A 5,039-nucleotide genomic window follows, 5' to 3' on the forward strand; every position below is an offset into this window, starting at 1 on the left:
CGAACACGCATGACATTAGGGTCCCCGGACAGGGCTAATACGAGTGTAAAATTAAGACGAACCGAGTTTCTGAACGCAGTATTCATTCACCATTCAGCGAATTCATTCGCTCGTTAAACTAGGGTTCATGAAATTCCTGTGCTTTTAGCTGGGCGGTTAGAACGGATATACTGTTTTCGCCGGAGTCGCGACAACGGGTGCAGCAATCACCGCACCCCTGCTCGCGCCCTCACTCCCACCAGTAAGCCGCGCGTTTCCTGCTCCCCGTCACCACCTCGTTCATCGTCAGCGGATCGTATATCCGCCCGTTGAGCATCACGCGGTGGATTTTGTCGCTGTTTCGGATGTCCTGCGTCGGATCGGCGTCGAGGACCAGCAGGTCGGCAAGCTTGCCGGCCTCCAGCGACCCGATGTCGGCATCCATGCCCAGCGACTTTGCGGAATCGATGGTCCCGGTGGCGAGCGCTTCCAGCGGACTCATGCCGCCCCTTACGAACGACCAGAGTTCCCAGTGGCTGCCGATGCCGGCTTGCTGACCGTGCGCCCCGATCGATACCTTGACGCCGGCATCGGCCAGCTTCTTGGCCTCGCGGGCATTGTCATCGTCGACGAAATTGCTCTCCGGCGCGGTGGTCCGGCGCGCCGTAGCGGCGTTCAATATGTTCGGCGGCGTGTGGACAAGCAGCGGATTTTCCCAGACATTGGTGGCCTGCCGCCAATAGGGATCGCCGGCCAATCCGCCATAGCTGACCACCAGAGTCGGGGTATAATTGGTCTGCGACTGCGAAAACATCTGAACGACATCATCGTAGAAAATCTCGAGCGGGATATTATGCTCGAGCGTCGAATTGCCGTCGGCGACCAGCGCCATGTCCATGCCGAAAAGCGAGCCGCCCTCGGCGACAACCAGCATATTTTCCTGACGCGCGGCCTCGACCACCTGTTGCCGCTGCTCGCGGCGTGGCTGGTTGTAATTCTTGACGCTGTTGCCGCCCTGCGCCTTGAGCCTGCGGACATGGGCCAGTGCATCATCGAGATTGTTGATCTCGGCATAGACGCTGGCCGCTTTCGCGCCGTAAACAATTTCACCGGTCGAGAAAATGCGGGGGCCGAGGATCATCCCGGCGCGCTGCATTTCGCCAGCGACAAAAATCTCGCTGGCGCGGCTCGACGGATCGTGGATCGTAGTCGTGCCGAGCGCGAGATTTTGCAGCAGCGACCAGTTTTGCTGCGGCACGATCTCGTCGCTGCCCTGCGGGCCATGGGCATGGGCGTCGATCAGGCCGGGGATGATGGTCTTGCCGGTGACATCTACGGTCGTTGCGCCTGCGGGGATGCTGACCGCGTCCCGAGCGCCGACCGCAGCAATGCGGTTGCCCTGGATGACGATTACACCATCTTCGATGATGCCACCGTCGCTTTCAGCCATGGTGACAATCCGCGCGCCGGTGAGCGCCACGGTGCCGGACGGTTTGTCCGCCGCTATCGTTCGTTCCAGCGACAGGCCGCTGGTCTGTGGCTGATATTTCGGCGCATCTTTTGTCGCCGGCGCAGCGGGAAACAACCGGTTGGTCTGCTCCGAATAGACCGTCGACCCGAGGCTCCAGTGCAATTGCTTTCCGTCTTGTGACCAATGGATATAATCGGCGCCGCTGGCGCTGACCCGGGTCACCGGAAGCGACTTGCTGGTCGGGCTGACATCGACCGCCTGCGTGCCTGGCATCAGCGGCATGACATAGGCTTCGTAGCTCTGGCGGAAAGCGACATGTTGCCCGTCGGGCGATACGACATAATCGTTGGTCAGCTCGCCCGAAGCATGGGTCCGCTTGGCTTCGCCGCTCATGTCGGTGCTGATAAGGATCCGCTTGTCCTCGTCATTATCGACCATGAATATCCGGTCGCTTGTCGCGCCATATTGCGGGCTGGCCGCGCCTTTCGATACGCGCACCGGCGCGCCGCCTGAAACAGCGACCCGGTAGACACCGTCGTCTACCGACCATTTTGGAGACGTAAGATAGCCGCCGCCCTGCATTTCAAAGGCGATGGTTTGACCATCCGGAGAAAATTGCGGCCGGGCATAATGGCCGGGACGATTGGTAATCGTGCGCGGCGATCCGCCGCCTGACGCGACGGTTTTGATCTGGCCCAGTCCCGCGTCGGTCCAGCCAACAAACACAATCGATCGGCCATCGCGTGACCATGACGGGAATAGCTCGAGCTCGGCACCGGCATTGGTCAGGCGTTTGGCCGAGCCGCCCGCCGTGGGTTTGATGTACAGCTTGCCGAGGCTTTCGAACACAACCTGTCGGCCATCAGGCGACACGGATGCAAAACGCGGCATTCTGGCTGCAAAGCTGTCAGGCGCGACCGCAATTTGGGGATGCGGCGCATTGGCAACGCCGCGGGTGTCGCTGACCTGAAACGGGATGATCGACGAACCACCGCCGTCAGAGGCAACACGGCGGACCTTGCCACCGGCCCAGAACACGATTTCCTTGCTGTCGGGAGTCCAGTCCATATTCGGATAGACGCCGGTGACCGCCCAGGTTTCCTGCACGTCCTGATCGAGATCAGCATAGACTTTCTGTTCGATCCCGGATTCCAGGTCCTTCACATAGAGTTTCGATCGGGTCATCTCGCGGCGGACAAAGGCAATTTTCTTGCCGTCGGGCGAAGGACTCGGGCGCACCGATCCGCCAAGACCGGAGACGGCCGTGGTAACCTCGCCGGTTTCCAGGTCATATTTTTCAATGTTGAACAGGTCGCTATTGCTGTCCTGGGCATAGATGAAGGTCCCGCCCGGGGTGATGTTCTTGGTGTAGTAGACCGCCTTGCCATCCGCCGCATATATCGGTTCGCCCAATTCCTTCTGGTGCTTGTCGCTGGGCTTCTTGACCAGTTGCACCCCGCCTCCGCCTGAAACATGATATATCCAGATCTCTCCCGTGCCGAGCGAACGCGATGTGGTGAAATGCTTTTTCGCGACGATATAGCGGCCGTCGGGACTCCAGCTTGGCTGATTGAGCAGCCGGAATTCTTCCTTGGTAACCTGTCTCTTGTCGCTGCCGTCGCGGTTCATGATCCAGATATTGTCGCCGCCGCCGCGATCGGAGGTAAAGGCTATTCTTTTCCCGTCGGGGGAAAAACGGGGCTGTACTTCCCAGGCGAGGCCTTCTGCAATCCGCACCGGCTTGCCACCGGCGATCGGCATGGTGTAAATGTCGCCAAGCAGCGCGAACACGATGCTCTGGCCATCAGGACTGACATCGACATCGATCCAGCTGCCTTCGTCTACATTGATAGCGACCTGCTTGATCGTCGCACCCTTGGGGGCGTTGACGTCCCATTTTTCCTTTGCAGATTCTTCAGCGCTGTCTTGCGCTTGTGCCGCTCCTGAGAAAAGCAATGCCGCGATAACCGAAACCAGACTATATTTCATAATATTCCCCGAACCCTGAATCCACTCTTGTCCGAACTCTATTCCAGTTTTCAACCGGAAGGAACAGCGAACAGTGTATCTTTACGCCCTGTAACCAAAATGCCGGTGATAGCTTTCGACAACCTCTGCCAATGTCGACAATGCGAGTGTCGCAGGATCGCGTGTCGAGGGGATCAGCCCAATCGGAGCGGACATTCTTGCCAGCTCTGCTTTCGAAACGCCGAACTCTTCGAGATAGGCCTGCCTAAGCGCATGGGTTTTGCGGCTGCCCATGGCGCCGACGTAGAAAGCGGAAGAGGACAGGGCCTGCTTCATCAGAAGGGCCTCCCAGTCGTGATCGTGAAAATAGAAGATGCAGGCGGTCCACGGATCCGGGTTCAGAAAACTGTTTGCCTCGGGCGTTTTCAGCAGATTAACAGTGCTTGCAAGACCTTTAACCTGATCGACGACCACGGGATCTGGCGACAATACAGCACAATCGATGCCATAGCTCACAGAGAGCCGCACGAGACTTTCGACCGACGGTCCGTGCCCGATAATAATCATTCTGGCGGCCGGAATATGATGGACCTGAATCTCCGGACCTTCTCGCTCTACCGAAGCCTTGTGTGATATTTGCGTTTCACAGCGTATATCAGCGCTTTTGCTATCGAGAATGATCGTCAGCGGGTCGCGCTTTATGATCCGGTCAAAAATATCGTCAATGATCGAGCCATCCGCTATCGGCGTGAACAGCAAGTCGATGCTGCCGCCGCAGGGCAAGCGTATATCGAGATAGGGAGAGCCGGCACCAAATCTGACCTCCCGCGGCTCCCCGCTTTTGATCACATCCAGAGCTTCGGACACCACTGCCACCTCCACGCAGCCCCCAGAAAAAGAACCCGAGAAGGATCCGTCTTCACCAATAGCCATATGCGTACCCGGATTACGCGTCGACGCGCCGGTGACAGCGGTCAACGTCACGAGAGCCGTTTTCAGACCCGCGTCTGATTTTGATTTCAGAAAGCTGAAGATCGGCCAAATATTGTTCAAAAGTGATTGTCCCGCCGCTTGCCGGAATGTGGATAACGCGCATATCCATGCCTTAAACAGATAAGCGGGGCAATCTCCATAGGGCGAAAATGAAGTATCTGATCGTCGAGCGAAGCAGATTCCCCAATTTCAACGGCGCAAAGCTCGGCTCCTGTAGAATTTGAACAAAAAAAACCCGCGCAAGGCGGGGTAATTTATTGGTTGCGGGAGTAGGATTTGAACCTACGACCTTCAGGTTATGAGCGCTGCAAAATATTCTACTAACTAGTTCTTTTTATTACGCTATTTCCCGCATTTGCACCGCGTTCACTTGACTGCGGGCAGCTATTGATCCTGTGTGTCTACGCAGGTTTTCGCAGCGATCCTCATCCTCTTGCTTACTATATGCTTACAGTAAGCGCTGCGATGACCCCACTGGTAACAGAAGGGAATGGCATGACTAAACTGACAAAGAGCAAAATCGATGGATTGGAGATCAAGTCGAAGGACTATTTTATCTGGGATAGCGACCTTCCTGGTTTTGGTATTCGCGTATTTCCATCCGGCCGAAAGAAATTCGTTCTACAAT

Annotated in this window: 2 protein-coding genes; both read right to left on the reverse strand. The window is 56.9% G+C overall.

Annotation, left to right across the window (positions count from 1 at the left end):
* Positions 1–229: 229 nt before the first annotated feature.
* Positions 230–3,439, reverse strand: a complete 3,210-nt coding sequence (locus WBM93_RS10175; RefSeq protein ID WP_424431505.1) for an amidohydrolase family protein — start codon at positions 3,437–3,439, stop codon at positions 230–232.
* A gap of 81 nt (positions 3,440–3,520) precedes the next feature.
* Entirely contained in the window at positions 3,521–4,471 is a 951-nt protein-coding gene (locus WBM93_RS10180; protein ID WP_424431507.1) for an XdhC family protein, read from the reverse strand.
* Positions 4,472–5,039: the final 568 nt, after the last annotated feature.

The organism is Parasphingorhabdus sp. (assembly GCF_049667325.1).
In the GTDB taxonomy this organism is placed as follows: Bacteria; Pseudomonadota; Alphaproteobacteria; order Sphingomonadales; family Sphingomonadaceae; genus Parasphingorhabdus.

Excerpts from the sequence above, each read along its gene's own strand:
- WBM93_RS10175 (WP_424431505.1), bottom strand. The coding sequence starts at position 3,439 with ATGAAATATAGTCTGGTTTCGGTTATCGCGGCATTGCTTTTCTCAGGA.